The following is a 3,986-nucleotide window of genomic DNA, read 5'->3' on the forward strand; positions in this document are numbered from 1 at the left end:
TAGTCGGCCAACGCTTGGTCCGTCTTGGCTGACAACAGCCACGGCAGGAGTACGTCCGGCTCGTCGGGAACGTCCTCCGTGGCCTGCGGGGGCTGTTCCAGGATGACGTGCGCGTTGGTGCCCGAGAGCCCGAACGACGAGATAGCGGCCCGCCTCGGTCGAGGCGCGGCCGGCCACGGTGCCGGGACACTCAGCAACCGGATGCTGTCGTCCCAGTCCACGTGCGGCGTGGGCGCGTCCACGTGCAGGGTCTGCGGCAGTCGGCCGTGGCGCATCGCTTGGATCATCTTGATGATGCCGGCGACGCCGGCGGCGGCCTGGGTGTGCCCGATGTTCGACTTGATCGATCCCAGGTAGAGCGGCCGGCCGGCCGGGCGGCTCTGACCGTAGGTGGCCAGCAACGCCTGCGCCTCGATCGGGTCACCCAGGGAGGTGCCGGTGCCGTGCGCCTCGACCACGTCGATCTCGGCGGCGGACAACCGCGCGTTCGCCAGCGCCTGACGGATGACGCGTTCCTGCGACGGCCCGTTCGGTGCCGTCAGCCCGTTGCTGGCTCCGTCCTGGTTCACCGCCGACCCACGGATCACCGCGAGCACCGGATGCCCGTTGCGCTCCGCGTCCGCCAGCCGTTCGAGCAGGACCAGTCCCACCCCCTCGGCCCAGCCGGTGCCGTCGGCCCCGGCCGCGAAGGACTTGCACCGCCCGTCCGGCGCCAACCCACGCTGCCGGGAGAACTCGATGAACGCACCCGGCGTCGCGATCACCGTGGCCCCACCGGCGAGGGCCAGGGAGCACTCGCCGGACCGGAGCGCATGGCTCGCCAGGTGGACGGCGACCAGCGACGACGAGCACGCGGTGTCCAGGGTGACGGCCGGACCGTGCAGTCCCAGGGTGTACGCCACCCGACCGGACGCCACGGCGCCGGTCTTGCCGGTGACGACATAGCCCTCCACCGCCTCCGGAGCCCGGCCCGCCTCGGGACCGTAGTCGTGGTAGACGATCCCGGCGTAGGTGCCGGTGTCACTGCCGTGCAGGCTCACCGGGTCGATGCCGGCCGACTCGATCGCCTCCCAGGCGACCTCCAGGAGCAGCCGCTGCTGCGGGTCGGCGGCCAGCGCCTCCCGCCGGTTCATCTCGAAGAAGTCCGCGTCGAACTCCCCGGCGTCGTACAGAAAACCGCCGTGCCTGGTGTAGGACCTGCCCATCCGCTCCGGATCCGGGTCGTACACCGTGTCGGTGTCCCAGCCGCGGTTGTCGGGGAACGGGCCGATCGCGTCGCCGCCCGCGTCGACCAGCCGCCACAGATCGCCGGGCGAGCGCACCCCACCGGGGAACCGGCACGCCATCCCCACCACCGCGATCGGCTCGTGCCAGGCGGCCTCGGCCTCGGCCAGACGCTGCCGGGTGTCCCGCAGGTCGGAGACAGCCCGCCGGAGATAGCTGCGCAGCTTCTCGTCGTCATCGGGCATCAGGTACCCCCATCAGAAATCGTTGTCGATGATCGCGAAGATCTCTTCGTCACTCACCGAGTCCAGGTCGTCGGATTCCGGCTTCCCGGCCGGTAGTTCGGTGCCGATGCGCGCGGCGAGCTCCTTCAGCCGGCGGGCGAGCCAGGCGCGCGACTCCGGCTCGGAAACGTCGGCGAGCGTGCCCTCCAACCGGGCCAGCTCGTCGTCGAGGAGTTGGGTGGCGGCCGCGGCCGTCGGGGCGACACGGTCGCAGATGTACTCGGCCAGCGTCGTCGGCGTCGGGTGGTCGTACACGAGCGTGGCGGGCAGCGGCACCCCGGCGGCCCGGGCGAGACGGTCGCGCAGCTCGGTGGCGGTGAGGGAGCTGATGCCGAGCGCCTGGAACGGCTGGTCTGCGGCGATCGACTCGTGGCTCGGGTACCCCAGGACATCGGCGATCGCCTGCCGGACCATGACGAGTACGACGCCCTGCCGTTCGTCGGGCGACCGGCCGGCGAGCTCCTGTCGCAGGTCGTACCGCGCCGCTACCGGCCGGGCCGATCGGGCCGGCGGCATGCCACCGATCAGATGCGCGGCCACCACCGCCGGATGGTGGCCGGCGAGCGCCCGGTCGAGAAGGTCCAGTGCCGCCGAGGTGGGCATCGGGATCCGCCACGTCGACCGGCCGGCATCGGTGCGGTGCTCGGCGCCGCCGGCGTCCTCCGCCCACGGGCCCCAGGCGACCGCGGTGGCGGGCAGCCCCCTGGCCTGCCGGTGGGCGGCCAGACCCTCCATGAAGGTGAGCGCGCCGGAGCCGATGTACGGGGAGAACAGCACGAAGGCGGCGAGGGGCTGATCCGTGGTGAGCCGGTCGAGGTGCCAGGCGGTCGACGACGCCTGGGTGGTGTGCACGACGGCGGTGACCGGGTGCTGCGCCGGGACGGCGGCCAGCTCGGCGGCCAGGGCTTCCGAGTCGGTCTGTTTGGTCAGCAGCACGTGCCGCACGCCGTACCGGGTGACGAGATGGTCGGCGACCAGCGTGCCGACCGGCGTGCCGCCGCCGGTGACCAGGACCGTACCGTCCGGATCCCAGACCGGGGCGGGTGCGGCGGGACCGGGCGCGGGGACGAGGTGCGGGGTGTGCAGGCCCTCCTCGCTGATCACGTACCGGAAATGGCCCGCGGCGAGGCAGGCGGCGAGCAGTTCCGGTGTCAGTGCGTCGCCCCCCGTCAGGTCGGCGAGGATCAGCCGGCCCGGGTGCTCGGCCTGCGCCGAGCAGAGCCGGCCCCAGACCGAGGCCGCGGCAAGGGCGCCCGTGGTCGCGCCGTTGGTGATCACGACGAGCGGAACGTCGGCGAGCCGGTCGTCCGCCAGGAACCGCTGTACGACGGGCAGCGTCTGCTCGGCGATGGCGTCGGCGTCCGACGCGGGGTCGTCGCCGTCGGCGGGAACCGGTACGGAGTGGACCACCGCCTGCGGCAGGGTGGGGAGGGCGAACAGCCCGTCCAGCCCGGGGACGTCCGCGAGCCCGTCCACCGGGGACGTGCCGACCGCGATCGCGGTGACCGGGGGCAGCGGGCCGGTCGGCTCCGTCAGCGGACGCCACTCCACGATCCGCAGCGGCTGCGGTGGGGCCAGCGCGGCGAGCCGGTCGTGCGCGACGGTGTCGACCTCGACCCTGCCGACCGACGCGACAGGCAGGCCGTCGCCGTCACTGATGGTCACCGTGTATGCGGCACCGTCGCGCCGGATGCGTGCCCGCAGGACGTTCGCCCGGTGTCCGGTGAGGGTCACGTCGCGCCAGGAGGACAGGATCGGGATCCGGTCCGGCTGCGTCGAGTCGAGCTGCGCGAGCGCGATCGGGTGCAGGGCGGCGTCGAGGAGGGCGGGGTGGATGGCGTAGTCGGTGTCGGTGTCGGTGCCGGGGAGGGTGGCTTCGGCGTAGATGTCGTCGCCGTGTCGCCAGGCGGCGGTGAGGCCGCGGAAGGCCGGTCCGTACTCGTAGCCGTGTTCGGCGAGGCGGGCGTAGGCGTCGTCCAGGTCCAACGGCAGCGCGTCCGCAGGCGGGACGCACGACTCCACCCGGGGGGTGCCGGTGCCGGGCCCGACCACGGCATGCGCGGTCCGGACCAGGGTCCGCTCCTGCGGATCGCCGGTGTGGACGGTGACCTGGCGCCGCCCCGACTCGTCCGGCGCCGTGACGGTCACCTGAACCCGTACCGCCCCGTCCTTCGGCACTGGTAACGGCGTCTCGATGGTGAGTTCGGTGAGGTGGGGGCAGTTGAGGGTGGCGGCGGTGTGCAGGGTGAGGTCGAGCAGTGTGGTGGCGGGGGCGATCGAGGTGCCCAGAATGGTGTGTTGGTTGAGCCACGGGTGGGTGCGGGGTGTGATGCGGCCGGTGAAGACGGTCTCGCCGGTGGGCAGGGTGATCGACCCGGCCAGGTGCGGATGGCTGGTCGCGTCGAGTCCGAGGGTGGTGGGGTCGGTGGTGCGGGGGTTGGTGGTGGGCCAGTACTGCTGGTGTTGGAAGGGGTAGGT

2 protein-coding genes are annotated in these 3,986 nt (G+C 72.9%); both read right to left on the minus strand.

Annotated elements, in window-relative coordinates; all coding sequences use genetic code 11:
• The coding region (locus C8054_RS31435; RefSeq protein WP_199199995.1) for a type I polyketide synthase at positions 1-1,469 on the minus strand (1,469 nt) is incomplete at its 3' end.
• A gap of 12 nt (positions 1,470-1,481) precedes the next feature.
• The gene (locus tag C8054_RS31440; RefSeq protein WP_255563046.1) at positions 1,482-3,890 is read right to left on the minus strand and encodes a polyketide synthase dehydratase domain-containing protein; all 2,409 of its coding nucleotides are present in this window, start codon (positions 3,888-3,890) and stop codon (positions 1,482-1,484) included.
• Between the last annotated feature and the right edge of the window lie 96 nt (positions 3,891-3,986).

It is taken from the genome of Micromonospora sp. RP3T (assembly GCF_003027925.1).
Lineage (GTDB): Bacteria > Actinomycetota > Actinomycetes > Mycobacteriales > Micromonosporaceae > Micromonospora.